This window comes from Curtobacterium sp. ISL-83 (assembly GCF_018613895.1).
Classification (GTDB): domain Bacteria; phylum Actinomycetota; class Actinomycetes; order Actinomycetales; family Microbacteriaceae; genus Curtobacterium.
The window spans coordinates 1-26,272 of the sequence record NZ_JAGGPH010000007.1 but is presented as its reverse complement, the minus strand read 5'-3'; the positions used below and the strand labels follow the sequence as shown (position 1 = coordinate 26,272).

Annotated in this window: 28 protein-coding genes and 1 tRNA gene; 19 read left to right on the top strand and 10 right to left on the bottom strand. The window is 71.2% G+C overall.

Annotation, left to right across the window (positions count from 1 at the left end; translation table 11 throughout):
- Positions 1-33 precede the first annotated feature (33 nt).
- Together J7E22_RS04575 and J7E22_RS04570 are read left to right on the top strand one after the other, a co-directional pair.
- Positions 34-636 carry an FABP family protein gene (locus tag J7E22_RS04575; protein WP_214979414.1) on the top strand — a complete coding sequence of 201 codons (603 nt, stop codon included), beginning with the start codon at positions 34-36 and terminating at the stop codon, positions 634-636.
- On the top strand, positions 636-1,721 hold the full coding sequence (locus J7E22_RS04570) for a folate-binding protein YgfZ (protein WP_214979412.1): 1,086 nt from the start codon (positions 636-638) through the stop codon (positions 1,719-1,721). Before J7E22_RS04575 ends, J7E22_RS04570 begins: the two co-directional genes overlap by 1 nt.
- A 158-nt stretch (positions 1,722-1,879) precedes the next feature.
- Here J7E22_RS04570 and J7E22_RS04565 read toward each other — a convergent pair whose 3' ends face one another.
- On the bottom strand, positions 1,880-2,656 hold the full coding sequence (locus tag J7E22_RS04565) for a class I SAM-dependent methyltransferase (protein ID WP_214979410.1): 777 nt from the start codon (positions 2,654-2,656) through the stop codon (positions 1,880-1,882).
- Positions 2,657-2,700: 44 nt separating this feature from the next.
- Between J7E22_RS04565 and J7E22_RS04560 the strand changes: the two genes are divergently transcribed.
- Entirely contained in the window at positions 2,701-3,447 is a 747-nt protein-coding gene (locus tag J7E22_RS04560; protein WP_214979408.1) for a phosphoglyceromutase, read from the top strand.
- Between the two features lie 82 nt (positions 3,448-3,529).
- Here J7E22_RS04560 and J7E22_RS04555 read toward each other — a convergent pair whose 3' ends face one another.
- The 3 genes from J7E22_RS04555 to phoU all read right to left on the bottom strand — a co-directional run bounded on the left by J7E22_RS04555 (position 3,530) and on the right by phoU (position 5,712).
- Complete coding sequence (locus tag J7E22_RS04555) at positions 3,530-4,222, bottom strand: hypothetical protein (RefSeq protein ID WP_214979406.1); 693 nt, start codon at positions 4,220-4,222, stop codon at positions 3,530-3,532.
- 121 nt (positions 4,223-4,343) lie between these two features.
- Positions 4,344-4,886 carry an ATP-binding protein gene (locus J7E22_RS04550; protein WP_214979404.1) on the bottom strand — a complete coding sequence of 181 codons (543 nt, stop codon included), beginning with the start codon at positions 4,884-4,886 and terminating at the stop codon, positions 4,344-4,346.
- A 163-nt stretch (positions 4,887-5,049) separates the two neighbouring features.
- On the bottom strand, positions 5,050-5,712 hold the full coding sequence (gene phoU / locus J7E22_RS04545) for a phosphate signaling complex protein PhoU (RefSeq protein WP_214979402.1): 663 nt from the start codon (positions 5,710-5,712) through the stop codon (positions 5,050-5,052).
- 146 nt (positions 5,713-5,858) lie between these two features.
- On the opposite strand from phoU, the gene J7E22_RS04540 reads away from it, so the two are divergent.
- Positions 5,859-7,025, top strand: a complete 1,167-nt coding sequence (locus J7E22_RS04540; protein WP_214979400.1) for a cell wall metabolism sensor histidine kinase WalK — start codon at positions 5,859-5,861, stop codon at positions 7,023-7,025.
- The gene (locus J7E22_RS04535) at positions 7,022-7,702 is read left to right on the top strand and encodes a response regulator transcription factor (protein ID WP_214979398.1); all 681 of its coding nucleotides are present in this window, start codon (positions 7,022-7,024) and stop codon (positions 7,700-7,702) included. The genes J7E22_RS04540 and J7E22_RS04535 overlap by 4 nt, the downstream gene beginning before the upstream one ends.
- A gap of 193 nt (positions 7,703-7,895) precedes the next feature.
- Here the strand turns inward: J7E22_RS04535 and J7E22_RS04530 are convergent, their stop codons facing one another.
- Positions 7,896-8,603: a hypothetical protein gene (locus J7E22_RS04530; RefSeq protein WP_214979396.1), complete on the bottom strand. Its 708-nt coding sequence runs from the start codon at positions 8,601-8,603 to the stop codon at positions 7,896-7,898.
- 140 nt (positions 8,604-8,743) lie between these two features.
- Here J7E22_RS04530 and J7E22_RS04525 point away from each other — a divergent pair, with 140 nt between their 5' ends.
- From J7E22_RS04525 to rlmB, 4 genes are all read left to right on the top strand, one after another.
- A complete protein-coding gene (locus J7E22_RS04525) occupies positions 8,744-9,226 on the top strand; it encodes a CarD family transcriptional regulator (protein ID WP_214979394.1) in 483 nt (160 codons plus the stop codon).
- A 79-nt stretch (positions 9,227-9,305) separates the two neighbouring features.
- Positions 9,306-10,484 carry a 2-C-methyl-D-erythritol 4-phosphate cytidylyltransferase gene (gene ispD, locus J7E22_RS04520; protein WP_214979392.1) on the top strand — a complete coding sequence of 393 codons (1,179 nt, stop codon included), beginning with the start codon at positions 9,306-9,308 and terminating at the stop codon, positions 10,482-10,484.
- A 118-nt stretch (positions 10,485-10,602) separates the two neighbouring features.
- Complete coding sequence (cysS, locus tag J7E22_RS04515; protein WP_214979390.1) at positions 10,603-12,012, top strand: cysteine--tRNA ligase; 1,410 nt, start codon at positions 10,603-10,605, stop codon at positions 12,010-12,012.
- Positions 12,013-12,103: 91 nt separating this feature from the next.
- A complete protein-coding gene (gene rlmB / locus J7E22_RS04510) occupies positions 12,104-13,114 on the top strand; it encodes a 23S rRNA (guanosine(2251)-2'-O)-methyltransferase RlmB (protein ID WP_214979388.1) in 1,011 nt (336 codons plus the stop codon).
- 101 nt (positions 13,115-13,215) lie between these two features.
- Here the strand turns inward: rlmB and J7E22_RS04505 are convergent, their stop codons facing one another.
- Positions 13,216-14,514, bottom strand: a complete 1,299-nt coding sequence (locus tag J7E22_RS04505; RefSeq protein WP_214979387.1) for a DUF4032 domain-containing protein — start codon at positions 14,512-14,514, stop codon at positions 13,216-13,218.
- Between the two features lie 181 nt (positions 14,515-14,695).
- A complete protein-coding gene (locus J7E22_RS04500) occupies positions 14,696-15,796 on the bottom strand; it encodes an ABC transporter ATP-binding protein (protein ID WP_214979385.1) in 1,101 nt (366 codons plus the stop codon).
- A 243-nt stretch (positions 15,797-16,039) separates the two neighbouring features.
- Here J7E22_RS04500 and J7E22_RS04495 point away from each other — a divergent pair, with 243 nt between their 5' ends.
- Positions 16,040-16,957 carry a thioredoxin domain-containing protein gene (locus J7E22_RS04495; RefSeq protein WP_214979383.1) on the top strand — a complete coding sequence of 306 codons (918 nt, stop codon included), beginning with the start codon at positions 16,040-16,042 and terminating at the stop codon, positions 16,955-16,957.
- Positions 16,958-17,007: 50 nt separating this feature from the next.
- On the opposite strand, the gene J7E22_RS04490 is transcribed toward J7E22_RS04495, so the two are convergent.
- The gene (locus tag J7E22_RS04490; RefSeq protein WP_251008736.1) at positions 17,008-17,814 is read right to left on the bottom strand and encodes an NAD(P)H-hydrate epimerase; all 807 of its coding nucleotides are present in this window, start codon (positions 17,812-17,814) and stop codon (positions 17,008-17,010) included.
- On the opposite strand from J7E22_RS04490, the gene J7E22_RS04485 reads away from it, so the two are divergent.
- From J7E22_RS04485 to J7E22_RS04475, 3 genes are all read left to right on the top strand, one after another.
- On the top strand, positions 17,813-18,592 hold the full coding sequence (locus J7E22_RS04485) for an alpha/beta fold hydrolase (protein WP_214979381.1): 780 nt from the start codon (positions 17,813-17,815) through the stop codon (positions 18,590-18,592). The genes J7E22_RS04490 and J7E22_RS04485 overlap by 2 nt on opposite strands.
- Before the next feature lie 87 nt (positions 18,593-18,679).
- Positions 18,680-19,711, top strand: a complete 1,032-nt coding sequence (locus J7E22_RS04480) for an aldo/keto reductase (RefSeq protein ID WP_214979378.1) — start codon at positions 18,680-18,682, stop codon at positions 19,709-19,711.
- Positions 19,712-19,929: 218 nt separating this feature from the next.
- Positions 19,930-20,637 (top strand): DUF3800 domain-containing protein, encoded by a 708-nt coding sequence (locus J7E22_RS04475; RefSeq protein ID WP_214979376.1) that lies wholly within the window; start codon positions 19,930-19,932, stop codon positions 20,635-20,637.
- A 121-nt stretch (positions 20,638-20,758) separates the two neighbouring features.
- On the opposite strand, the gene J7E22_RS04470 is transcribed toward J7E22_RS04475, so the two are convergent.
- Positions 20,759-20,831: transfer RNA gene (locus J7E22_RS04470), tRNA-Thr, on the bottom strand.
- 90 nt (positions 20,832-20,921) lie between these two features.
- A complete protein-coding gene (gene msrB / locus J7E22_RS04465) occupies positions 20,922-21,323 on the bottom strand; it encodes a peptide-methionine (R)-S-oxide reductase MsrB (RefSeq protein ID WP_214979374.1) in 402 nt (133 codons plus the stop codon).
- Positions 21,324-21,388: 65 nt separating this feature from the next.
- Between msrB and J7E22_RS04460 the strand changes: the two genes are divergently transcribed.
- From J7E22_RS04460 to groL, 6 genes are all read left to right on the top strand, one after another.
- The gene (locus J7E22_RS04460; protein ID WP_214979372.1) at positions 21,389-21,856 is read left to right on the top strand and encodes a GNAT family N-acetyltransferase; all 468 of its coding nucleotides are present in this window, start codon (positions 21,389-21,391) and stop codon (positions 21,854-21,856) included.
- A 28-nt stretch (positions 21,857-21,884) separates the two neighbouring features.
- Positions 21,885-22,931, top strand: a complete 1,047-nt coding sequence (locus J7E22_RS04455) for a DUF2332 family protein (RefSeq protein ID WP_214979370.1) — start codon at positions 21,885-21,887, stop codon at positions 22,929-22,931.
- 111 nt (positions 22,932-23,042) lie between these two features.
- Positions 23,043-23,342, top strand: a complete 300-nt coding sequence (locus J7E22_RS04450; RefSeq protein WP_308159151.1) for a DUF3263 domain-containing protein — start codon at positions 23,043-23,045, stop codon at positions 23,340-23,342.
- Positions 23,339-23,944 (top strand): LytR C-terminal domain-containing protein, encoded by a 606-nt coding sequence (locus J7E22_RS04445; RefSeq protein WP_214979366.1) that lies wholly within the window; start codon positions 23,339-23,341, stop codon positions 23,942-23,944. The genes J7E22_RS04450 and J7E22_RS04445 overlap by 4 nt, the downstream gene beginning before the upstream one ends.
- 155 nt (positions 23,945-24,099) lie before the next feature.
- The gene (locus tag J7E22_RS04440; protein WP_017888049.1) at positions 24,100-24,303 is read left to right on the top strand and encodes a cold-shock protein; all 204 of its coding nucleotides are present in this window, start codon (positions 24,100-24,102) and stop codon (positions 24,301-24,303) included.
- Between the two features lie 218 nt (positions 24,304-24,521).
- A complete protein-coding gene (gene groL, locus J7E22_RS04435) occupies positions 24,522-26,144 on the top strand; it encodes a chaperonin GroEL (protein ID WP_214979364.1) in 1,623 nt (540 codons plus the stop codon).
- Positions 26,145-26,272: the final 128 nt, after the last annotated feature.

The following is a 26,272-nucleotide window of genomic DNA, read 5'->3' as shown; positions in this document are numbered from 1 at the left end:
GACCGTCGTCGTGAAGCTCTTCAAGGGCCAGCGTTGATCGAACTGCCCGAGGGCCTCGCCCCGGAACTCGTCCCACTCTCCTGGCTCGTCGGCGTCTGGGAAGGCACCGGTGTCGTCGAGTACCCCGTCGGCGACGACGAAGAACCCCGCAAGTACGAGTTCGGCCAGCGCGTGAGCTTCAGCCACGACGGCCTGCCGTACCTGAACTACTCGTCCACGACGTGGTTGCTCGACGACGAGCACACCCCGTTGGCGGCGGAGATGGGCTACTGGCGCATCGACCGTCCCGTCGAGCCGGGTGACCGGGGCCCGGGGATGCTCCTCGGCGAGGGCCCTGCGCCCTTCAGCACGACCGCGAGCGTCGAGTCCCTGCGGAACGCGGCGGACGGCTTCGACGTCGAGGCCGCGATCATCCACCCGACCGGGGTCAACGAGCTGTACGTCGGGCGCGTGCTCAAGGGCCGCATCGACCTGGCCACCGACGCCGTGCTCCGCTCGCCGAACGCCAAGGACTACTCGGCCGCGACCCGGCTGTACGGCCTGGTCGAGGGCAAGCTCTTCTGGGCGTGGGACATCGCCGCGCTCGGCCGGGAACTCACCTCGCACGCCTCGGGGCAGCTCGCGAAGGTCGACTGATGTCGGCGTTCGCAGCTCGCGACGGGTTCGTGGCGTCCGATCTCGGTCCCGCCGCACACTTCGGCAACCCGCTCGGCGAGCAGCGACTGCTCGCGCGGGGCCGCGCCGTCGTCGAACTCGGCCTGGGCGTCGTGACGGTCTCCGGGCCGGACCGGCTGTCCTGGCTCAACTCGATCACGTCGCAACTGCTGCTCGGTCTCGCGCCGGGCGTCTCGACCGAGACGCTCGTGCTCGACCAGTCCGGCCGGGTCGAACACGCAGCACGCGTCGTCGACGACGGGTCGACGACGTGGCTGCTCACCGAGCCGACCGACGCCGCACCGCTCGCCGCGTGGCTCGACTCGATGCGCTTCATGCTCCGGGTGGAGGTCACGGACCGCTCCTCGGAGTTCGTGACGCTCGGCTGGTTCGGCGCCGCGGCGCCGTTCGCAGCGGTCGACCTGCCCGACGCGCCACTCACCGAGTGGGTCGACCCCTGGTCGTCCGTCACGCCCGGCGGGTGGGGCTACGCCGACCTGGAGGCCCATCCCGGCTCCGACTGGACCCTCCGCATCGCCGTGGTCACCCCCGGCACCGCGGGTGCGATCGCGGCGTCCGACGAACCGGCCGCGGGGCTGCTCGCGATCGAGGCGCTGCGGATCGCCGCGTGGCGTCCGGCACTGGGTGACGTCGACGAGCGGACCATCCCGCACGAGCTCGACTGGCTCCGTTCCGCCGTGCACCTGTCGAAGGGCTGCTACCGCGGGCAGGAGACCGTCGCGAAGGTCCACAACCTCGGCCACCCGCCGCGTCGCGTGGTGATGCTGCACCTGGACGGCTCCGACGCGGTGCTGCCTGCCCCCGGGACGCCGGTGCTGCTCGACGACAAGGAGGTCGGGCGGCTGTCCGCCTCGGCCGTCCACCACGAGCTCGGTCCGATCGGTCTCGCGGTCGTGAAGCGTTCCCTCGACCCGACGGCGACGCTGCAGTTGCTCGCGGACGACGTGGTCGTGGCCGCGACGCAAGAGGTCATCGTCCCGCCCGAGGCCGGCGCGACCGCCAACGTCCCGCGCTTGCCGCGGCTCGGCGCCGTCCGCCGCTCGTAGTCCGGCCGAGACGCCCCCGTCTCGGCGAGACGCCCCCGTCTCGGTGAGACGCCGTGTTCCGTGTGAGACGCCGCCGTATTCGGGTGCGTCTCGGGGACTCGAACGTGTTCCGCGGAGACGGGGGCGTGTCAGCCCAGCCCGCCCCACCCCCGGGCCCGTCACGACGACGGGGCGACGGCCTCCCACGGCACGCTGAGCTCCCCGAGCCGCCACCGGCCCACCCCGTGCAGCACCGGCCACCCGCGCTCGCGCATCCCACCGACGGCCGCGATCCACCGCTGCCGCGGGCCGTACGTGCCGAGCGGCGCCGCCACCGCCCACGCCAGGTCGAGGTCGCGGAGGAACGCGTGCACCCGCTCCCCGGGCACGTTCCGGTGGATCAACGCCTTCGGCAACCGCTCGGCCACGACCGAGGGGACGTCGAGCCCGGTGAGCCGCAGCGAGACGGTGAACGTCCGCGGCGCGACGTCGTCGAGCGTCACCCACGAGGCGACCCGGCCGACCTCGTTGCAGGTGCCCTCGACCAGGGCACCACCCGGCTGCAGACGGTCCTGCATGACCCGCCACGACGCGACCACCTCGGACTCGTCGTACTGCCTCAGGACGTTGAAGGCGCGGATCACCGCGGGCCGGCGGCCTCCGGGGGTGGGTGTCTCGAACCCGCCCAGGCGGAAGGTCACGCCGTCGCGCGTCCCGGCGTTCGCCACCGCGACCCGCGACGGTTCGATCTCGATCCCGGTCACCTCGACGTCGGGTCGGACGCGCGCCAGGCGGTCCCGCAACTCGAGCGTGGTGGTCGGGGAGGCACCGTAGCCGACGTCCGCGACGAGCGGGTCGTCGGTGCCCCGGAGCACCGGGAGTGACGCGATCCACCGGTCCACGCGACGGAGGCGGTTGTGGCCCGTCGTGCCGCGTGTCACGTTCCCGATGGGCATGCTGACCAGGGTACGGGCCGGGTGGGCCTCGGTAGACTCCCGGCATGACCTCCACGCTCGTCCTGCTCCGTCACGGCAACAGTGACTGGAACCAGAAGAACCTGTTCACCGGCTGGGTCGACGTCCGACTCAGCGAGCTCGGCGAGAAAGAGGCCAAGCGCGCCGGCGAGCTCATCTCCGGCTCGGGCATCGTGCCGGACGTCCTGTACACGTCGCTCCTCACCCGTGCGATCCAGACGGCGGACATCGCGCTGCTCGAGGCCGACCTGGCGTGGCTGCCGGTCAAGCGCGACTGGCGCCTCAACGAGCGGCACTACGGCGACCTGCAGGGCAAGGACAAGGCCCAGACGCTCGAGCAGTACGGCGAAGAGCAGTTCATGGAGTGGCGTCGCTCGTTCGACGTGCCGCCGCCCCCCATCGCCGACGACGCCGAGTGGTCGCAGGCCGGTGACCGTCGGTACGCCGACCTCGGCGACCAGCTGCCCCGGACGGAGTCGCTCAAGCTGGTCATCGAGCGACTGCTGCCGTACTGGGAGTCCGACATCACGAAGGACCTCGCCGCCGGCAAGACCGTCCTCGTCACCGCGCACGGCAACTCGCTGCGTGCGCTCGTGAAGCACCTCGACGGCATCTCGGACGAGGACATCGCGGGCCTCAACATCCCGACGGGCATCCCGCTCGTGTACGAACTCGACGACGAGTTCCGCCCGACGAAGCCGTCGTACTACCTCGACCCGGAGGCCGCTGCGGCCGGTGCCGCGGCCGTCGCCGCCCAGGGCGCGAAGAAGTAACGAGCCCTCCCCGCCAGACGCACGCGAGCGCGCCCCGCCACCGATCGGTGACGGGGCGCGCTCGCGTTCCGGGCGCTCGTGGTCAGGCGCGCGTGTCGAACGACGTCCAGGCGGACCGCTTGCCGTTCACCGCCTGGCTCACCTCGAACAGGTCGACGCGCGCCGTGGTGACGTCGACCTTCCAGGTGCCGTCGGCCGCGATCGCGTTGATCACGCCGCCGGTGAAGGTCGTGCGGACCGTCACCCAGCCGTTGGCGATGCCGGAGCCCACCAGGTACGTGCGGCCGCCCTCGCGGACGATGCCGTCGACGACCGGCGCGGCCGGCGCGGACGTCTCCGGCGGTGCGACCGGGGGCGTGGTGACGGTGCCGGCGGCGATCGGTGCGTCGCCGACGCGCCACGTGACGGGCTGCGAGCGGACCCCGCCGACGCCCTGCTGCACGGTGAACTGGTTCGGCGTGGCGTTCCGGAAGGTGGCGCGCCACGAGCCGTCCGCCTGCACGAGGGCGATGGCCCCCGTGGAGCCGCCGTACTGGATGGCGATCGAGGCCTTGGGGATGCCGGTGCCGACCAGCGCCACGGTGCCGCCGCTGCGGTCGATGCCGGTGATGCCCGGGGTCGGCGTGGTGCTGGTGCCGGTGCTCGCGGTGTTCACGATGCCCGCGGCCCCGAGGGACAGGGTGGCAGCGGAGGCGGGCACGGCGGAACCGAGGGCGATCGCACCGGCGAGGGTCCCACCGGCGAGGACGGCCAGGATGGGTCGAGGGGTCTTCATGGGTGTGCTCCTTCTCGTTGCGGCGATGTGCCGCAGCGAGGAGTGTGCCTGGTCGGCTGCAAAACATTCGGAGTGTGATGTTTCGCCGCGGTGTCACGGTGCCTCCGCGCGGGCGCAGCGGTCAGACGAAGTGCGCAGCGATCTCCTGCACGAGCACCCCGACGTCGTACGGCTGCGTCGTGTCGACGCGCACCACGGGCGTGACACCGATGGGGCCGGCGTCGACACCGTGCTCGTCCCAGAACGCGAGGACGTCGGCCAGCTCTCCGTGCACCTCGTGTCGCAGCGGCACGGTACCGGGGTCGTAGCGATCCCGTAGCCGGTCCTCGGCGGTCGCGCGGTCGACGTCGCACCACACCTCGACGACGCGCGGCGACCCGGCGGTGGCGAGCCCTGCCTCCAGGCGGTCCCGGTCCCGCGACGGCAGCCAGACGGCGTCGAGGACCACCCCGTTCTCGACGGCCCGCGCCATGGACCACATCGTGTCCATCGCGATCCCGCCGAGTGCACGCGAGTCGATCATCGGGCCCGCGATGTCCGCGAGCGGTTCCTTGATCCGGTCCTTCGACAGGAAGGGGCAGCCGAGCACCTCGGCGAGGGCGGCCCCCACCGTGCTCTTGCCCGAACCGGGCATCCCGTTGACGACGATCGCGACCTGAGCCATGCCACGATCCTCCCATCCGGCCGAGGCCCGACGCTCCGACGGCGCGACGTTCTGAGGGCGCGACGCACCGACGGTTCGACGCTCCGACGGCACGACGCACCGACAGCACGACGCCCCACGCTGCCGGAGCAGCGCGGGGCGTCGGGGACCGACAGCGGTCGGGTCAGGCGGTGACGCTCGCCGAGCTGGCCCAGTCGCCCGTCGCCAGGTACTCGACCTTCTTCGCGATCGACACCGCGTGGTCGGCGAAGCGCTCGTGGTACCGCGACGCCAGGGTCGCGTCGACGGTGATCACCGGGTTGCCCTTGTAGGTCTCGCCGAGCACGAAGTCGAAGACGCTCGCGTGCAGCTCGTCGACGGCGTCGTCCTCGTCACGGATCTCCGCGGACAGCGCGATGTCCTCGGTCGCGAGCAGGCGGGTGAGCTTCTGCGCCATCGAGACGTCGTGCGCGCCCATCTGCTTGAAGGTGCTGCGGAGCCCCTTCGGCACGACCTTCTCGGGGAAGCGCTGCCGCGTCAGCTGCGCGATGTGCTCGGCCATGTCGCCCATGCGCTCCAGCGACGAGCTGACCCGCAGTGCGGTGACGACGACGCGCAGGTCGCGGGCCACCGGCGCCTGGCGGGCGAGGATGTCGATCGCGACCTCGTCCAGCTCCTGCGCGGCGGCGTCGATCTTCGCGTCGTCGGCGATGACGTCCTCGGCGAGGGTGACGTCGGATTCGGTGAACGCCTGGGTCGCTCGGGTGATCGCGGACTCGACGAGACCGGCGATCTCGGTCAGCCGTTCCTGGACGTCCTGGAGTTCCTGCTGGAACACTTCGCGCATGGGGGAGTACCTCTCTCTGCGTACCGGACGAGTGTCGTCAGCCCAGGTGAACGAACGGTGACGTGCCGCTGAACGCTTCGCGATCCGGCTCATCAGCGGGGGTGAACGGTGCCCGAACCCCGCGTGACCACTCCTACACTGACGGCATGGACAACGCGTGGCTCGTGCCACTGTCGATGCTCCTCGGCGGGGTGTTCGGCGCTGGCGTCGTGGTGCTGATCATCACCGCCGAGCGCACGGCACGTGCCGCCGACGTGGCGGAGCGGACGCTGCCGGACGGCGTCGCCGCGGTCATCGCCACCATGCACAACCCGGCCGTCGTGGTCGACCCGTCCAACACCGTGGTCGCCGCGTCCCCGCAGGCGCTCACCGTCGGTCTCGTGGTGCGGCGCCGGCTCGTGCACCAGGAGCTCGTCGACCTGGTCGACCGGGTCCGGCAGAGCGGTGAGATGGGGGCGGAGGACCTCGAGCTCCCGCGCGGTCGTCGGGGCGAGCTCATCGGCTACCTGAGCTTCCGGGCCGCGCAGCTCGGCAACCGGTACGTCCTGGTCACGGCGGACGACCTCACCGAGAGTCGCCGCATCGACGAGGTCCGGCGCGACTTCGTGGCGAACATCTCGCACGAGTTGAAGACCCCGATCGGCGCGATCGGCCTGCTGTCCGAGACCCTCGTGGCGGCGGCCGACGAGCCGCAGCACGTCCGGAAGTTCGCCTCGCAGCTCATCACCGAGTCGGAGCGGCTCGGTGCCCTGACGAAGGACATCATCGAGCTCTCGCGGCTGCAGTCGGTCGACACGCTCGAGAACAGCGAGGAGACCGGCATCGACAAGATCGTGCAGGCCGCCATCGACGCGAACGAGGTCGTCGCCCGTGCCCGCGACATCGAACTGGTCCGGGCGAAGAAGTCGAAGCTCCGGGTGATGGGCGATCCGGGCCTGCTGCAGATCGCGGTGTCGAACCTCATCGCGAACGCGGTCAAGTACTCCCCGGACCACACCCGCGTCGGCGTCGGCGTCCGGTCGACCAAGGGGTTCGTGGAGATCGCGGTCACCGACCAGGGTGTTGGCATCCCGGAGGCGGACCTCGACCGCGTGTTCGAGCGGTTCTACCGCGTCGACCCCGCACGCGCCCGAGCCACGGGCGGCACCGGCCTCGGGCTGGCGATCGTCAAGCACGTCGTCGGCAACCACGGCGGCGACGTCCGTGTCTGGTCCCAGCCCGGCAAGGGTTCCACCTTCACCATCCGCCTGCCCGAGGCGGATCCCGAACTGACCACCGCACTCGAAGAGCAACTGGAAGAGCAGCAATCGTGACCAAGATCCTCATCGTCGACGACGAGCCGGCCCTGAGCGAGCCCCTGGAGTTCCTGCTGCAGCGCGAGGGGTACGACATCTCCGTCGCTGCCGACGGCGTGACCGCGCTGTCGAAGTTCGACGCCGAGAACCCCGACCTCGTGCTGCTCGACCTGATGTTGCCCGGCCTGTCCGGCACCGAGGTCTGCCGGCAGATCCGCACGCGGTCGAGCGCCCCCATCATCATGCTGACGGCGAAGGACTCGGAGGTGGACATCGTCGTCGGGCTGGAGCTCGGCGCCGACGACTACGTCACGAAGCCGTACTCGACGCGGGAGCTCCTCGCCCGCATCCGTGCGGTGCTCCGCCGCCGGACGGAGGACGACCCGGCCGACTCCGGCATCCTGCAGGTCGGCGGCATCCGGATGGACGTCGAGCGCCACACGGTGTCGGTGGACGGCTCGGAGACGGCGATGCCCCTCAAGGAGTTCGAGCTGCTCGAACTGCTCTTGCGGAACGCCGGGCGGGTGCTCACCCGTGGGCAGCTCATCGACCGGGTGTGGGGCTCCGACTACTTCGGGGACACCAAGACGCTGGACGTGCACATCAAGCGGATTCGGTCGAAGATCGAGCGGGTGCCGAGCACACCGGAGATCCTGGTGACCGTCCGGGGGCTCGGCTACCGCATCGAGGCCTGAGGCCCTGCGCGGGGCCGGCGGCGGGCCCGCCACCGGCGGGCGCAGCCCTGTGTGCCCGGTGGGCGCAGCCCTGTGTGCCCCGTTGGGCGCAGCCCTGTGAGCACAGACGGGAGGCCCGGTGCCGGTTCCAGGAACCGGCACCGGGCCTCCGGTGGTCTGCTGGTCGACGCGCTACCGCGGCGACCGTCGGGTGCTAGCCGTTCGTGCCGGACTTGCCGCTCGAGGGGCCGTTCGACGATCCGCTCGGCTGCGTCCCCGGGGCCGTGGCCTTGCCGGTCGGCTGCGTGCCGGTCTCGGAGGGCGAGGTCGCGGTGCTGGACGGGGTCGGGGACGGGGCGAGGGTGGCGTACTCCTCCTGCGTGCTGGTGAGGACCGGCACCCGTGCCGAGACGCCCTCGGCGCCGTCGTACGAGAAGTAGACCTTCACGAGCGAGCCCGGCGTGGTGCGGGCCTTGGGGAAGACGACGTCGGTCGACTGCGCGGTCGTGGTGCCCTGCTCCGTCGTGCCCTGTTCGACGCTTGAGCCGGCACTGGCGCTCGAGCCGGCGCTCGAGCCGGCACCGTCCGACGGCGAGGCCGAGGGGGTAGCCGACGGCATCGCGAGGTCCACGTGCGAGTTCGAGGGGACCTGGACGGTCTGGGTGTCGTCGCCGACCTCGATCGAGACGGTGAGGTCGGTCGAGTCCGAGGAGTTGACCAGCGTGCCGACGAACCGGGCTCCGGTGCCGTCGTCGGAGATGAGCAGCGCGTTCCGGACGTCGAGCTTCCCGGTCGTCACGTTCACGCCGTCGGTGATCTGCTTGATCTCCTTGGTCTGGGCGGGCGACATGAACTCGCACCCGGTGGCGCCGAGCGCGATGGATGCCGCAACGGCGACGGACACGAGTACCCGAGCTCGCAAGAGATTCCTCCGGAAGATCACGATGCGGACCAGACGGCCCGGGCCCCATCCTAGCGATCACCCGGGAGGGGTCGTGCCCAGCACCCCTTACCGGATCAGGGCTTGTGGTAAACTGGAGGTCTGGGAACGGAGCCTGATACATGCAATTCGAGGTCGGCGAGACCGTCGTCTACCCCCATCACGGGGCGGCAACCATCTCTGAAGTCAAGACGCGCGTCATCAAGGGCGAGGAAAAGGTCTACCTGAAGCTGCGCGTCACGCAGGGTGACCTGACGATCGAGGTCCCGGCGGACAACGTCGACCTCGTCGGCGTCCGCGACGTGATCGGCAAGGAAGGCCTCGACAAGGTGTTCGAGGTCCTGCGGGCACCGTTCACCGAGGAACCGACCAACTGGTCACGCCGCTACAAGGCGAACCTCGAGAAGCTCGCTTCCGGGGACGTCATCAAGGTGTCCGAGGTCGTCCGCGACCTCTGGCGCCGCGACCAGGACCGCGGCCTGTCCGCCGGCGAGAAGCGGATGCTGGCGAAGGCCAGGCAGATCCTGATCTCCGAGCTCGCCCTGGCCGAGAAGACCGACGAGGACAGCGCATCGACCGTCCTCGACGAGGTCCTCGCGTCCTGAGCGCGGGACCACTGAGCGCGCTGAACCACTGAACGCAACAGCACTGGACACGACGACGACCGCACGGTTCCCCTCCGGGGTGGGCCGGGCGGTCGTCGTCGTTGCGGCGGGGTCCGGCACACGCCTCGGCCTCGGCACGGCCAAGGCGTTCGTGCCGGTCGCCGGGGAGCTCGTGCTCGCCCGTGCGCTCGCCCCGTTGTTCGCGCTGTCGACGCCGACCCTGGTGGTGGTCGTCGCGCCGGCCTCGCACCTCGACGCGTGTCGCGACGTGGTCGCCTCGGTCGCCGGTGCCGCGGTCGCGTACACGGCCGTTGTTGCCGGAGGCGCGGATCGCCACGGTTCGGTCCAGGCCGGCCTCGACGTCCTGCCGGACTCCGTCGACACCGTTCTGGTGCACGACGCCGCACGCTGTCTGACGCCGTCGAGCCAGTTCGAGCGCGTGTTCACCGCGGTGTCCGCGTCGGGCGGCGGCGTGGTGCCAGCGCTCCCCGTGACCGACACGGTCAAGCGCGTGGACGGCGACCACGTGGTCGAGACGGTGGACCGGTCGGCGCTCGTCGGGGTCCAGACCCCGCAGGGCTTCCCGCTCGCCGCGCTCCGTGACGCCTACCGGCGGTCCGCGCGGCCCGAGACCGACGACGCCGGGGTGTTCCAGGCGGCCGGTGGCACGGTGCTGGTCGTCCCCGGCGATGCCGACGCTTTCAAGATCACGACCCCGTGGGACCTCGGCCGTGCCGAGTCCATCGTCCGCGCCCGGACGGCCGGGCCGGTCGGGACCACGCGCGTCGAGGGCACGCGCATCGGGCTCGGGGTGGACGTGCACGCGTTCGACCCTGCGTCGGCCTGCCGCGTGGGCCTGCTCGACTTCCCGGGGGAACCGGGTCTGTCCGGCCACAGCGACGGGGACGCGGTCGCGCACGCGGTGTGCGACGCTCTGCTCTCCGCCGGCGGGCTCGGCGACATCGGCGGTCGCTTCGGGACCGCCGACCCGCGGTACGCCGGCGCTGGCGGCGACGTGTTCGTCCGGGGCGCCGTGTCGCTGCTCGCCGAGGCCGGACTGGTGCCCGTGTCCGTCACCGTGCAAGTCATCGGGAACCGTCCGCGCATCGGTGCTCGTCGGGCCGAGATGCAGGACGCGCTGGCCGCCGTGGTCGGTGCTCCCGTGGCGGTGTCCGGCACGACCACGGACGGCCTCGGCTTCACCGGCCGCGGTGAGGGCCTCGCGGCGATCGCGACGGCGCTCGTCCGTCCAGCCTGACGCGGACGGCTCCGACGGCTCCTACCGCCCAGGCCGCCCCGACCGTGCGACCCGGAGCGGCTGCGTGCGCTGGGTCACGGACCTGCCCCGGGTGCGTCGTGCCCTCTAGTCTGGGACCGTGACCGTTCGCTTGTACGACTCCCGTGCCGCAGCCGTCGTCGACCTCGTGCCCCTGGTCGACGGACAGGTGAGCGTGTACGTGTGCGGTCCGACCGTGCAGTCGTCGCCGCACATCGGACACCTCCGTTCCGCGCTGGTCTACGACCTCTGGCGCCGGTGGCTCACCTACCGCGGGTTCCGAGTCACCCTCGTGCGGAACGTCACGGACATCGACGACAAGGTGCTCGACCTGGCCGCCCGGACCGACGAGCCCTGGTTCGCCCGCGCCTACCGCGTCGAGCTCGAGTTCACGGCGGCGTACAACGCGCTCGGCATCCTGCCGCCGACCTACGAGCCCCGCGCGACCGCGAGCGTGCCGCAGATGCACGAGATCATCGCCCGGCTGATCGAGCGGGGGCACGCCTACGCGGCCGCGGACGACTCGGGCGACGTCTACTTCGACACGGGCAGCTGGCCCGACTACGGCGACCTGACGCGTCAGCGCCGCGAGGACATGGTCGACGCCGCGGATGCCGACCCCCGGGGCAAGCGCGACCCGCGTGACTTCGCGCTCTGGAAGGGCCAGAAGCCCGGCGAGCCGGCCTCCGCGAACTGGGACAGCCCGTGGGGCCCCGGCCGCCCGGGTTGGCACATCGAGTGCTCCGCGATGTCCCGGCGCTACCTCGGCCCGGCGTTCGACATCCACGGCGGCGGACTCGACCTCCGGTTCCCGCACCACGAGAACGAACTCGCACAGTCGACGGCCGCCGGTGACCCGTTCGCCTCGTACTGGCTGCACAACGGACTCGTCACGGTCGGCGGCCAGAAGATGTCGAAGTCGCTCGGCAACTCGGTGTTCGCAGCCGATCTGCTCGGTGCCGCTCGTCCCGCCGTCGTCCGGTACTTCCTCGGCGCGGCGCACTACCGATCCTCGATCGACCACCACGACGGTTCCCTCGCCGAGGCCGAAGCGGCCTACGACCGGATCGCGGGCTTCCTCGAGCGGGCCACCGAGCGACTCGTCGGCGTGCCCGCGCGCGAGGCCCCGGCCGTCTCGGATGCCTTCGCCGCGGCCATGGACGACGACCTCGCGGTGCCGCAGGCCCTCGCCGTCCTGCACGAGACCGTCCGCGCCGGCAATGCCGCGTTGGACGCCGACGATGCGGATTCCCTCGGGACCGCGTACCATCAGGTGGCTGCGATGGTGGAGGTGCTCGGCATCGACCCGCGCGCCGCCCACTGGTCGGGCGGTGGTCACGATGCGTCGGCCGCACCGCTCGCCGCGCTCGTCGAGCGGCTCGTGCAGGAACGTGCGGACGCACGGGCGGCACGGGACTTCACAGCAGCCGACCGCGTGCGCGACGACCTCGCCGCCGCGGGCATCACGATCGAGGACACCCCGTCCGGAACACGTTGGAGCCTCGCATGACCACCGGTCATCGAGGCCACACCACAGTGAACGTTCCGGCGAACACATCGCAGCATCGCCTGACCACGGCAGTGCCGAACAGGAGAACCGCATGAAGAACGTCTCTGGGAGCCGGAAGGGCCGTCCCGGCGCCGTCCGCTCCGGACGCAAGGGCAACAAGCAGGTCGGCTCCGGCGGCCAGGGCGCGCAGGCGCTCGAGGGCCGGAAGCCGACCCCGAAGGCCGAGGACCGTCCCTACCACCCCGCCGGCAAGCGCAAGGCGGCGAAGGAACGCTTCGAGGCGGCCAAGGGTCGCCACGGCGCCTCGAGCACGCCCCAGGGCCGGACGAGCCGCCCGCCGACACGGAAGTCGGACGACTCCGAGATCGTGACCGGCCGCAACTCCGTGCTCGAGGCCCTCCGCACGAAGACCCCGTCGTCGACGCTCTACATCGCGTCGCGCATCGAGGTCGACGACCGCGTCAAGGAGATCCTGGCGCTCGCGAACCACCGCGGGCTGCCGATCGTCGAGATCATGCGTCCGGAGCTCGACCGGATCACCGGCCACGACAGCGTGCACCAGGGCGTCGCGCTCAAGGTCCCGACGTACGAGTACTCCGTGGCCGAGGACATCGTCGAGCGCGCGTTCGCGAAGGACGAGGTCCCGCTGCTCGTCGCGCTCGACGGCATCACCGATCCGCGCAACCTCGGTGCGATCATCCGGTCGACCGCGGCGTTCGGCGGCCACGGTGTCGTCGTCCCGCAGCGTCGCTCGGTCGGCGTGACGGCCTCGGCGTGGAAGACCTCCGCCGGTGCCGCCGCCCGCACCCCCGTCGCGATGGCGCCGAACCTGACCCAGACGCTCAAGTCGCTCAAGTCGATGGGCCTCTTCGTCCTCGGGCTCGCGGGCGACGGCGACGTGCAGCTCGATGCACTCGAGCTGGCGGACCGTCCGATCGTCATCGTCGTCGGCTCCGAGGGCAAGGGCCTGTCGCGGCTCGTCACCGAGACCTGCGACGCCATCGTGTCGATCCCGATCTCGAGCGCGACCGAGTCCCTCAACGCGGGCATCGCCGCGAGTGTCACCCTGTGGGAGGTCGCTCGGCGCCGACGCGCCGAGTAGTCCGCACCGCCTGTCGCGAACGGCCCCCGGGCCCCACATTGCTGGGAGCCCGGGGGCCGTTCTGCGCGAGCAAGGCCGTTCCGCGCGAGCAGAGTCGTCGGTCAGACGGAGGCGCGCCAGTCCTCGACGTCGTCCACCGACTCGTCGTCATCGTCCGTGAGCGGCAGGCTCAACGACGACGTCGGCGGGTTGATGAGCAGCTTCTCGTCGCGGCGGTGTCGCAGCACGTCGTTCACGTAGGCGGTCGTGGCCTCCGGCAGCGAGACCGAGCGCTCCTCTTGCTGCGACATGAACCAGCGGTGCTCGAGCAGCTCGTGGAAGATCTCGGCCGGTTCCAGACGCCCGCGGAGCTCCCGCGGGATCGACCGGATCACGGGCTCGAACACCCGAGAGACCCACTCGTGCGCCACCATCTCCTCGTCCAGCAGGTCGCGGCCGTTGCGCGCCCGGTACGAGTCCAGGTCGTTGAGCAGCCGTCGGGCCTGGTTCTCGCCGGCGTCGAGGCCGGTCAGGCGCAGCAGCCGCCGCTGGTGGTGCCCGGCGTCGACGACCTTCGGCTGGATGCGTACCTGCGACCCGCCCTCGGTCGTGTGGATCGACAGCTCCTCGATGTCGAACCCGAGCGCGTTGAGGCGTTCGACGCGGTCGTTGATGCGCCAGCGCTCCCGGATGTCGAACTGCTCGGTGCCGGTGAGTTCCTTCCAGAGCGTCCGGTACTGCGCCACGATCCGGTTCGAGACGTCCACCGCGTCGGCGTTCTCGTCGAGGCGACCGCCGGCCTCCAGGTCGAGGAGCTCCCCGGCGATGTTGACCCGCGCGACCTCGAGGTCGTTCTCGCGCTGCCCGTTCGACAGGCCGCCCGGGTAGAGCTTGCCGGTCTCGGCGTCCACCAGGTACGCGGCGAACGCACCGGCGTCCCGGCGGAAGAGCGTGTTCGACAGCGAGACGTCGCCCCAGTAGAACCCGATCACGTGCAGGCGCACGAGCAGGAGCGCGAGGGCGTCGACGAGGCGGGTCGCCGTCTCCGGCCGCAGGGTCTGCGAGTACAGGGCGCGGTACGGCAGCGAGAACCGCAGGTGCCGGGTGACGAGCACGGGGTGCAGGGGTTCACCGTCGGCGTCCATGCGGTTCGTGATGACCGCGACCGGGTCGACACACGGCACGTCCATGCGCTGCAGGGTGCGGAGCATGTCGTACTCCGATCGTGCGACCTCCTCGCCGGTCTCCTTCACGGCGGCGACGTACCCGCTCAGGTGCACGAACCGCACGAGGTGCCGCGAGATGCCCTTGGGCAGCGCGACGATCGTGTCGTCCGGCCAGTCCTCGAGGGGGATGTCCCAGGGCAGGTCGAGGAGTCCGGGGTCGACGGTGGCTGCGGTGATGGACAGGGAGTCGGACACGGTTGGTTCCTCTGGGGGCGTGCGGAGCGCACGGTCGCGGCGGTGGGTGGGTTCGGACGGGAGGCGCGGGACGGGCCCGCCCCGCGCCTCCCGTCAGGACGCGCCTTCATTCTGGACGCGAACGGCGGAAGCCCGCACCCGCCTGGTGAGGCGGGGCGGGCTCCCGGGGGATCTGGCGACGTCAGGCGCCGATCGCGACCTTGTCGTTGAGGCGCTCGCCCGACTCGGTGTCGAAGGCGTGCACGTGGCCTTCCTTCGGGGAGACGACGATCGTGTCACCGATCGACGGGTGGGCGCGGCCGTCGACACGGGCGACGATGTCGACGCGCGAGCCGTTGACGTCGGCGTGACCGTAGAGGTAGCCGTCGGCGCCGAGCTCCTCGACGACGTCGACCGTGACGGGCAGGCCCTCACCCGAGTGGGCGACGACGATGTCCTCGGGGCGGACGCCGACCGTGATCTGTGCGGACTTCGCGTTCGACAGCGTGTCGCGGTCGATCGGGTGGTTGAGCGACCCGAAGCGGATGCCGCCCTCGACCACGTTGGCCGGCAGGAGGTTCATGGCCGGCGAACCGATGAAGCCGGCGACGAACACGTTGTTCGGCTTCTCGTACAGGTCGCGCGGGGTGCCGACCTGCTGCAGGATGCCGTCCTTGAGCACCGCGATGCGGTCACCCATGGTCAGGGCCTCGGTCTGGTCGTGCGTGACGTAGACCGTGGTGACGCCGAGACGACGCTGCAGCGACGCGATCTGCGTGCGGGTCTGGACGCGGAGCTTGGCGTCGAGGTTCGACAGCGGCTCGTCCATGAGGAACACCTGCGGCTGACGGACGATCGCACGGCCCATCGCGACGCGCTGACGCTGACCACCGGAGAGCGCCTTCGGCTTGCGGCCGAGGTAGTCCTCGAGGTCGAGGAGTCGCGCGGCTTCCTGCACGCGGGTCGCACGCTCTTCCTTGCCGACGCCGGCGATCTTGAGCGCGAAGCCCATGTTCTCGGCGACGGTCATGTGCGGGTACAGCGCGTAGTTCTGGAACACCATCGCGATGTCGCGGTCCTTCGGCGGGACGTCGGTGACGTCGCGGTCGCCGATGCGGATCGCGCCGGAGTTGACCTCTTCGAGGCCGGCGAGCATGCGGAGGGATGTCGACTTGCCACAGCCGGAGGGGCCGACGAGGACGAGGAACTCGCCGTCGGCGACGTCCAGGTCGAGGGAGTCCACCGCGGGGCGGTTGCCGCCCGGGTAGAGACGGGTTGCCTTGTCGTAGGTGACGGACGCCATGAGCGTTCAGTCCTTTCCACCGGCAGGTACGTGCCGGACGATCCGTAGTGGAAGCGGCAGCCCGCGAGGGCGCCGAGCGGTCATCATCGACCACCGTGGTTCATACAACACGAGTTCGGGCCGCGACGCCAGTGCTGTCCGCCTGGTTGGCTGGTTCCCAGAGCGCCCCACTACAATCGCCGGGTCCGTCCGCCGCACGGGGGTGAGGTGCAGCGGACGCCCGAACCAGGAGGACGACACTCGATGACCCACCGCCCCGACGGTGACGCCCGCGCCGCGCGGAACGAGCGCCGCGAAGCCGCCAGGCAGCGAGCGCAGCGAGCACGGACCCAGCAGAAGCGACGGCAGCGGGGGGTGCGACTCGGGATCCAGATCGGTCTCGGGGTCGTCCTGCTCGCCGCGGCGACGATCGTGACGCTCGTCCTGGTGAACACGATCCGGCAGCCGACCGGCCCCGGGCCGCAGAACACCTCGCAGGGCGGCATCACGATCGGTCAGGGCCTCAAGGCGGTCACGGTGTCGTCGCCGGCCCCGACCAGCCCCGAGGGTGCGGGGACGGTCCGCATCTCGCTCTTCGTCGACTACCTGTGCCCGACGTGCGGGGCGTTCGAGCAGGCCAACGGCGACTACATCGAGAGTCTCGTCGACTCCGGGGCGGCCACGGTCGACATCCACCCGATCGCGGTCCTGGCGAACAAGTCCCAGGGCACCAAGTACTCGCTGCGTGCCGCGAACGCCGCTGCGTGCGTCGCGGACAAGTCACCCGACCAGTTCTTCGCCGTGAACAAGGCGCTCTTCGCGAAGCAGCCGGCCGAGGGCACCGCGGGGTTGACGGACGCGCAGCTCACCAGCATCGTCACCGGGGTCTCCGGCGTGCAGCACCAGGCGGCCATCCGCAGTTGCATCGCGGACCAGACGTTCGGCCGCTGGATCGACGACCGGACCACGGCGGTGTCCGGAGGCGACATCCCCGGCACGAAGCTGTCGACGTTCCCCGGGACGCCGCTCGTGCTCGTGAACGGCCAGCGCTACGAGCTGACGAGCCCGATCACGAACGACGACTTCCGCACGTTCGTGGTCTCGGCTGCCGGCGCCACCGCCCCGACGGGGACCCCGACGCCGAGCCCGTCCGCGAAGGCCTCCGCGACGCCCGCCACCTGAGCACTGCTGCGGGGCCCGACCGTGCGAGCGGCCGGGTACCCCGCCGGCGCTCAACTGCGCACGAGGGGCTCCATCGCGGCCAGCTCGGCGCCGATGCCGACGTCGACGAGCTCGATCCGACCCGCGAGCGTCGCACCCGGCCCGCGGAGCAGCCCGGCCTTGACGCCACCGAACGTCACGGTGACGTCGGCCTGCAGGACGTGGTCGTCCGCGATGCCACCGGTGTCCACGTCGATGCCGCTCGGGACGTCCACGGCCACGACGAACGGGGCGCGTTGGTCGCGAGCGAGTTCGCGGACGGCGCCGACGACCTCCCGAGCGGGAGAGCGCAGCGGTGCTGCGCCGTGCACCCCGATGCCGAGGATCCCGTCGAGCACCAGGTCGGCCTCGAGCGCCGCCTCGGCTGCGATGGCCGCGAGCCGGGTACTCCCGTGCGCCTCCGCCGCCCGGAGGATGTCGGCCGCACCGGCGAGGTCGTCGGCGGACCGGTCGTCGTCCGGGTCGTCCAGCAGGGTCGCCCCCGCAGCCAGCGCCGCTGCCAGGCCCGCCCCGTGGACACGTGAGCCGACGCGCAGGACCGTGACGTGCCTCCCGTCCGCGGCGAGGCGCGCGCCCGCGAACAGGGCGTCGCCGCCGTTGTCGCCGCTGCCCACCAGCAGCAGGACCGAGCCCGGGCCCTCGCCGGGCCGGACCGCCGGGTCGTCGAGCAGCCCGGAGACGACCGCTGCGAGTCCCTCGGCCGCACGCTGCATCAGCGGCTCGCCCGCCTCGAGGTGGGGTCGTTCCGCCGCCCGGATCTGATCGCCGCCGTACCCGTCCATGCCCACCACACTGCCCCGATACGCTTGTGAGGTCATGTCCCTCGTCCCCGAAGCGCCCCGCCCCCGTGCCGTGATGTCCCCGGACGGACTGCGGCTCGCGACGTACGACTTCGGCGAGCCGGACGCACCCGTCGTGATCGCGGTGCACGGGTTCGCCTCCGGCGCCGTCCTGAACTGGCACGCCTCCGGGTGGACGCGGGACCTCGTGCGTGCGGGCTACCGGGTCGTCGCGCTCGATCAGCGCGGGCACGGGGCCTCGTCGAAGCCGCACGACCCGACCGCGTACTCGATGGAGTTGCTCGTCGCCGACGTCACCACCGTCATCGACACCTACCTGCTCGACGACGTGGCCTTCCTCGGGTACTCGCTCGGGGCCCGCGTGGGGTGGCACACCGCAGAGCAGCTGCCCGACCGGATCTCCCGCGCCGTGCTCGGTGGCATCCCAGACGCCGACCCGATGCGCCGCGTGCGGGTCGACCAGGCGAAGGCCTACATCGCCGACGGGACCCCGGTGGAGGACCGGGTGACGAACGGCTACCTCACCATGGCGGCCAGCGTCGACGGCAACGACCTCGGTGCGCTCGTCGCGATGGTCGAGGGGATGCGGGACAGCGTCGAGCCGACCCCGGCGAACGCGCCCGCGCAGCCGATCCTGATGGCTGCCGGCAGCGAGGACGGCATCCGGGACAGCGCCGTCCGGCTCGCCGCGGCGGCCCCGAACGCGTCGTTCTTCGAGATCCCGGGGCGCAACCACTTCAACGCGCCGACGTCGCGCGCCTTCCGGGACGCGGCGATCGCGTTCCTGCGGTCCTGACGGGACTGCCGTGGCGTTGTCCAGGCAGCGCTGACCGGTACTCGCAGGTCCCCTCTGCCCGAGGGGCCCGGGCGTAGCGTCCCCGCCATGGACTACAGACTCCTCGGAAACAGCGGGACATCGGTGTCGACGCTGACCCTCGGCACCATGACGTTCGGCAGCGAAGCCGACGAACCCACCTCCCACGCCATGATCGACGCGTTCGTCGAAGCGGGTGGCACCCTCATCGACACGGCGGACGTGTACTCCGGCAACGAGTCGGAGCGCATCATCGGTCGGTGGCTCGCGGACCACCCGACCGAAGCGCAGCAGGTCGTCATCGCGACCAAGGGGCGCTTCCCCCAGGGCGACGGGCCGAACGACGTCGGGCTCTCCCGCCGCCACCTCGCCCGTGCACTCGATGCCTCGCTCGACCGGCTCGGCGTCGAGACCATCGACCTGTACCAGATGCACGCGTGGGACGCCCTGACGCCGATCGAGGAGACCCTGCGCTTCCTCGACGACGCCGTGTCCGCCGGCAAGATCGGTTCGTACGGGTTCTCGAACTACCTCGGCTACCAGATCACGAAGGCGGTCTACGAGGCGAAGGCGCACGGATGGGCACCGCCCGTCACCCTGCAGCCGCAGTACAACCTGCTCGTGCGCGACATCGAGCACGAGGTCGTCCCGGCGTGCCTCGACGCCGGCATCGGGCTGCTCCCGTGGTCGCCCCTCGCCGGCGGGTGGCTGTCCGGCAAGTACCAGCGCGACCAGGCCCCGACCGGAGCGACCCGCCTCGGCGAGAACCCCCAGCGCGGCATGGAGGCCTGGGAGGCGCGCAACAACGACGAGCGCACCTGGGCCGTCCTCGACGCGGTGTCGGCAGCGGCGGACGCGCACGAGGCGTCCCGGTCGCAGGTCGCCCTCGCGTGGCTGCTCGCACAGTCGGCGGTCACGAGCGTCATCCTCGGTGCGCGCACCGTCGAGCAGCTCCGCGACAACCTGGGTGCAGCGGACCTCGTCCTCGGCGCCGATGAGCTCGCCGCCCTGGACAAGGCCAGCGCGCCGCGGATCGACGACTACCCGTACGGCACCGCCGGTGTCGCACAGCGCGAGCGGAAGATCACCGGCGGGCGCTGAACCCGCTGCACGGGTGTGCGGGTTTCCGCGGATCTGGGCTGCACCGTGGACATCCGTGTCGAAGCGGTGCCATCCTCGTCGCACGACCGGCTGGTTACCGCGTCGAGCGCGGGGAACACTCCCTGATCCGTGTTCCGCGACGCCGGAGCCCCGGGCGATCACTCGCCCGGGGCTCCGTCTTCACCGCCATCGTGCGGCGCGTACGGCAGTATTCCAGTGTGCTGCTCTGCTTCGTCGACGAATCGTTCAAGGACGACCTCTACGGGTTCGGCGCGATCGTCGCGGACGCCGACCAGACCCATTGGCTGACCCAGCGACTGCACGAGGTCGTCGCGCCCCTCGCTGCCTTCGGGATCGACGGACGAACCGAGATCCACGCGCACCCGATCTTCCACGGCAAGGGACGGTGGGACGCCGTGCCGCCGCGGGCGCGCGTGAAGGTCTTCATCGACGTGGTCGACGCGGTGCGTGCTGCCGGCGCGACGGTCCTGCTGCGGGCGGTACCGCCGGCTGCACTCGCCCGCTACCAGGAGACGCGAGCCCTCCCGGATCGGTTTCCACCTGAGCAGGTCGCGTTCCAGCACCTCCTGCAGCGGCTGGACCAACTCGCGGCCACCCGTGCGACCCGCGCCCTCGTGATCGCCGATGAGCGCGACGATCGAGAACGGCACCGCGAACGGTTCGCGCTCTACCAGACCTACGGCACCCCGGGCCCGTACATGCGCACGCGACTCGACCGTTTGTTGGACACCGTGCACTTCGCGCCGAGCCACCACTCGCGCATGCTGCAAGCGGCCGATGTCCTCGCGTACGTCTGGGTGCGGGCTCGCACCGTCGTCGAGACCGACCCTCGGCAGGCCCGGGTGATGGAGGCGCTCGTCGGCGAGATCGAGCGCATGGCGTACCGGCCAGGCGTGTGGCCATGAGTCGCCGGCCGCGGAGTGGGAAGGCAGCCGAGACGCGCCAGACGCACGACAGCCCCGCGCGGGGCGAGGCTGAAGGCGGTGCGGGCGGCGGAGAACCGCGGCCTGCGGGTCGATCTTACCGGGCCGGCAGCGGGACTTGAACCCGCAACCCCCGTATTACAAGTACGGTGCGCTACCAATTGCGCCATGCCGGCTGACGCGCCCAGTGTACCGGGACGCGCCGGGTCTCCCGGGGTGTGCCCCGTCGACCGTGGCGCACCCTGCCTACCGGGGTGCGCCAGGGATCACTCGGCCGCTGAGAAGTTCAGCGAGATCGAGTTCATGCAGTAGCGGTCACCCGTCGGCGTCCCGAACCCGTCCGGGAACACGTGCCCCAGGTGCGAGCCGCAGTTCGCGCAGCGGACCTCGGTGCGGGCCATACCGAGGGACTTGTCCTCGATGAGCTGCACCGCGTCGGGGTCCACCGACTCGTAGAACGACGGCCAGCCGCAGCCGGAGTCGAACTTCGTGCCGCTCTTGAACAGCTCCGAGCCACAGGCCGCACACGTGTAGATGCCGGCGCGCTCCTCGTCGAGGAGTTCACCGGTCCACGGACGCTCGGTGCCGGCCTGACGCAGGACGGCGTACTGGTCCGGGGAGAGCTCCTCGCGCCACTGGGCGTCGGACTTGTCGACGTTGTATGCCATGTGTTCCTCCTGCTTCCGGTCGGGATGATCTGGGCGGTTCCGACCACTTCACTAAACTCGTGACGATGTCCGAGCATTCCGTGCACCGCGCCCGCTGGGACCGTCTGACGACGGACGAACTGTACGGCATCGTGCGGTTGCGGAACCGGGTGTTCGCGCTCGAGCAGCGGGTCACCGCCGAGGACTTCGACGGCCGTGACCGCGACCCGGACACGGAGCACTGGTGGTTCGGAACGGACGCGGATCCGGTGGGGTACCTGCGGCTCCTGCGGCCCGGCGCAGCCGAGGTGCACCCGGCCGACAGCGCTGGGCCGTCGTGGGTGATCGGTCGTGTCGCGACGGACCCCGACCACCGTGGGAATGGGATCGCCGACGGCCTGGTCGCGGCGGTGCTGGCGGAGCACGGGCACGAGCCGATCGTCCTGCACGCGCAGGAGTACGTCGCCGGCCTCTACGAACGGCACGGCTTCGTCCGGTTCGGCGCACCGTACGTGGAGGCCGGCATCCGCCACGTCGGCATGTACCGCCCGTGAGCGCCACTCGCCCACGAGAACGGACGCCATGAGCACGGACACCGCCGCGCGGTACGCCGCCTACGCCGAGCGCATCGCACCGGAGTCGCCCTCCTACGCGGCCTGGGCGCGATCGGTGGACGACGGCCTGCTCGCGCTCCTGGCCCAGGTCCCGGAGCAGCAGCGGCAACCGGAACTGCTCTTCGCGGTCGCGCGCCGGCTCGGTGCGGACCCGTCGGACCCGGGTGCGCTCCGCACCGTCGGCCGGGAGGCAGGGCCCACCCTGGTCGCGGCCCTCACCACCGCCACGGTGCAGGCCAACGACCCCCGTCGGCTCGCCCCCGTCGTCCCGCTGTTCGCCGCGCTCGCCGCGCGGGTGTCGCGCCCGCTCGGCCTCGTCGACGCCGGCGGCGCGGCAGGGCTGTGCTCGATCCCGGACCGGGTGACGCTCGACTACCGGATCGTGGACGGCGTCCGAACAGCCGACGGAGTCAGCGAGACCACCCGACCGGAGACCGTCCTGCGGATGCACACCGCGGTGGCGGAGCCCGCGGTCGGCTTGGTCGCCGACGTCGGCGGTCGGGTGCCACCCCCGGCCAGCGCACCGATCCGGATCGGGTCGCGCGTGCTGCTCGATCCGAACCCGATCGACCTCGCGGCACCGGAGGCGTTCGACCGGCTCGTCGAGGCGGTCCCGCCCGAGGCGACGGACCGCACCGCCCTGATGCGCGAGGCGGCCCGCGCGGCGCTCGCCGAGCCTCCCGACCGCATCCGCGGGACGCTGCCGGGTGACCTGGACCGCGCACTGGACGCCCTGCCGGACGGCTGCGAGCCGGTCGTCCTGACCACCGGGACGCTGGTGTACGTGCCAGGTGCCGACCGCCAGCGGTTCGTGGACCGGATCCGCGAGCGTAGCGTGCACTGGATCGCCCTCGAGCGGACCGGCATCCTGTCCGGTGTCGCGGCGACGCTGCCCGACGGCGTCGACCCGTCCGACCCCGACGCCTTCGCGACGGCCTCGCTGGACGGTGTCGCGATGGCCGTCTCCGATCCGTTCGGGACCCGCGTCCGGTGGCTCCGCGACCCGAACCTGTGACCGGAGTTCACGACAGTCCAGCACCGTGCCAGGGTCCCGATCACCCGCACCCCTACGATGTGCGAGACCCGTAGCCCGGCTGTGCCGGTGTCCTCCACGATCGGAACCGCAGTGACCGCCCTCCCCACCGACGAGCTCAGCGAGCTCGACAAGCACGTGCTCGCGTTCGAGCACGAGCGGGCGCGGCACGACCGGACGAAGGAAGCGGAGATCCGGGTCGAGTTCGACATGTCGGCGGCGCGCTACTACCAGGTGTTGAACCGCGTGATCGATTCGCCGGCGGCGCTCGCGTACGACCCGCAGCTCGTCACCCGGCTGCAGCGACTGCGCCGCGCACGGACTGCTGCCCGGGCTTCCCGGAGCTTCGTGGCGTCCGGCGCAGTACTCGAAGGACGTGAAGAGGAACGATGAGCACGAGATTCCCCCGAGACCGGTTCGACGACGTCGCCGACGGCCCACGGGTCGGTGCGCACCGTGGGGCACGGCGCCGCGGTCGTGGCTGGATCGCGTTCGCGTGGGCGGCCCTCGCCACCGGTGTGCTCGTGGGCATCGGGGTGCTCGTCCTCGCGCTGCTGAACGGCAGCTACTCCTTCACCAGCACGACGCCGTCGTCCTCAGCGTCCGCGCCGGCGTCCTCCTCGGCATCCCCGTCCAGGTCGACCGGCTCGGGTTCGGGTTCGGGCTCCACCGGCGGCGGCGCGGCGCAGGCTCCAGCGGCCGCGACGCCGGCCCAGCAGGGCACCACGACCGTCGTGGTCCTGAACGGCACCACGCGGGCCGGGCTGGCGGCGAAGGCCAGCGGTGCGTTGACCACGGCCGGGTGGAAGGTGGCCTCGACGGGTGACGCCGGCACGACCGGGGCGACCGCGACGATCGTGTACTACCAGCAGGCATCGCAGGCAGCCGTGGCGCAGGGGATCGCCAAGCAGCTCGGTGTCGCGACGGTGCGGCAGTCGGCCGCGTTCCCGAACGCCGCCGTCAGTGTCGTGCTCGGTGCGGACTACGCCGGCTGAGGCCTGTCGGCGTCGAATGTGACGGGCGTGTTTCCAACGCGTTGATTTCTGCGGGATTCGGCGTCACAGCCCTTGCCCTGCGGGCGTTGTTGGGCAAGAGTCACACAAAGGCGACTCCGCCGATCGCATCAGCAGTACCGCAAGGAGCAAGGAACATGGCCAACGGAACCGTGAAGTGGTTCAACGCCGAGAAGGGCTTCGGCTTCATCACCGTCGATGGGGGTGGCCAGGACGTGTTCGTGCACTACTCGGCCATCGACATGTCGGGCTACAAGGTCCTCGAGGAGGGCCAGGCCGTCGTGTTCGACGTCGGCACCGGGTCGAAGGGCCCGCAGGCCGAGTCCGTCCGACCCGCCTGAGCCGGAACCACAGCGAACGCGCCGTCCCCTCAGGGGCGGCGCGTTCGCTGTGTCCGGTGCGTGCCCGCGGGGGCGACGTGTCCTGGGAAGTCGGGCCGCGCCTCCCGATCGTGTTGCACTCGCACCCGTCGAGTGCCAGAATCGGCGTTGGCACTCGTTCACGCTGAGTGCCAGCACGACCCCCATGCACGACGTCCGGGAGGGACGAGAAACTCACTATGGCAAAGATCATTGCTTTCAACGAAGAGGCCCGACGCGGCCTCGAGCGCGGCCTCAACCAGCTGGCCGACGCCGTGAAGGTGACGCTCGGCCCGCGTGGCCGCAACGTCGTCCTCGAGAAGAAGTGGGGGGCCCCCACGATCACGAACGACGGTGTCTCCATCGCCAAGGAGATCGAGCTCGACGACCCGTACGAGAAGATCGGTGCGGAGCTCGTCAAGGAGGTCGCGAAGAAGACCGACGACGTCGCCGGTGACGGCACGACCACCGCGACGGTGCTCGCCCAGGCGCTCGTCCGTGAAGGCCTCCGCAACGTGGCCGCCGGTGCTGACCCCATCTCCCTGAAGCGCGGCATCGAGAAGGCCGTCGCGGCCGTCTCCGCACAGCTGCTCGCCGACGCCAAGGAGATCGAGACCAAGGACCAGATCGCCGCCACCGCGTCGATCTCGGCCGCCGACCCCACGATCGGCGCGCTCATCGCCGAGGCGATCGACAAGGTCGGCAAGGAAGGCGTCGTCACCGTCGAGGAGTCGAACACCTTCGGCACCGAGCTCGAGCTCACCGAGGGCATGCGCTTCGACAAGGGCTACCTGTCGCAGTACTTCGTCACCGACCCCGAGCGTCAGGAAGCCGTCTTCGAGGACGCCTACATCCTGATCGTCAACTCGAAGATCTCGAACATCAAGGACCTCCTGCCGGTCGTCGACAAGGTGATCCAGGCGGGCAAGCAGCTCCTGATCATCGCCGAGGACGTCGACGGCGAAGCGCTCGCGACCCTCGTCGTGAACAAGATCCGCGGCATCTTCAAGTCCGTCGCCGTCAAGGCGCCGGGCTTCGGCGACCGCCGCAAGGCCATGCTGCAGGACATCGCGATCCTCACCGGTGGCCAGGTCATCTCGGAAGAGGTCGGCCTCAAGCTGGAGAACGCGACGCTCGACCTGCTCGGTCGTGCCCGCAAGGTCGTCATCACCAAGGACGAGACCACGATCGTCGAAGGTGCCGGCGACGCCGAGCAGATCGCCGGCCGCGTCCGTCAGATCCGCTCCGAGATCGAGGCGACCGACTCCGACTACGACCGCGAGAAGCTCCAGGAGCGCCTCGCGAAGCTCGCCGGTGGCGTGGCCGTCATCAAGGCGGGTGCCGCGACCGAGGTCGAGCTCAAGGAGCGCAAGCACCGCATCGAGGACGCCGTCCGCAACGCGAAGGCTGCTGTCGAAGAGGGCATCGTCGCGGGTGGTGGCGTCGCGCTCATCCAGGCCGGCAAGGTCGCGCTCGAGTCGCTCGAGCTCACGGGTGACGAGGCGACCGGGGCGAACATCGTCCGCGTCGCCATCGACGCTCCGCTCAAGCAGATCGCGCTCAACGCCGGTCTCGAGCCGGGGGTCGTGGCCGCACGGGTCCGCGAGCTCGAAGCTGGTTGGGGCCTCAACGCCGCGACCGGTGAGTACGTCGACCTGATCGCCGCTGGCATCATCGACCCCGCCAAGGTCACGCGTTCGGCGCTGCAGAACGCTGCGTCGATCGCCGGTCTGTTCCTCACGACCGAGGCCGTCGTCGCCGACAAGCCGGAGAAGAACCCGGCCATGCCGGCCGGCGACCCCACGGGTGGCATGGACTTCTAGTCCCGGTTGGTCAGAGAAGGGCCCTCGCACGCTGCGGCGTGCGGGGGCCCTTCTGCGTGCGGGGGGGGGGGGGGGGGGGGGGGGGGGGGGGGGGGGGGGGGGGGGCCGGGCACTTTTCGCCGCGCGTG